This is a genomic window from Shigella sp. FC1967, from assembly GCF_001743005.1.
GTDB lineage: Bacteria > Pseudomonadota > Gammaproteobacteria > Enterobacterales > Enterobacteriaceae > Proteus.
Genome location: NZ_MIIZ01000468.1, coordinates 1 through 213 on the forward strand (window position 1 = coordinate 1; position 213 = coordinate 213).

Genomic DNA, 213 nt, shown 5'->3' on the forward strand with positions numbered 1-213 from the left:
GCTTGCGAGATAAGGCTTTTTGTTTTCGATCGTAGGTGACGGCTGGCATTGATAAGGTGGCGCGGATTAGCAATCTTATTGCCGTCTGATTTGATGGCGTAATGACTCAGCCCCACATCAACGCCCCGTGATATTTGATATCAATGTTGGCTTTGCCGGTGCTTCTACCCCGTCATCACAGAGTAGTGACGCATAGTATTTTCCGGTTGCGCT

General features: G+C 48.8%; 1 pseudogene. It reads right to left on the minus strand.

Going from position 1 to position 213, the window contains the following annotated elements:
* Positions 1-213, minus strand: a pseudogene (locus BHE89_RS04065) (RNA-guided endonuclease TnpB family protein); the annotation flags it as partial.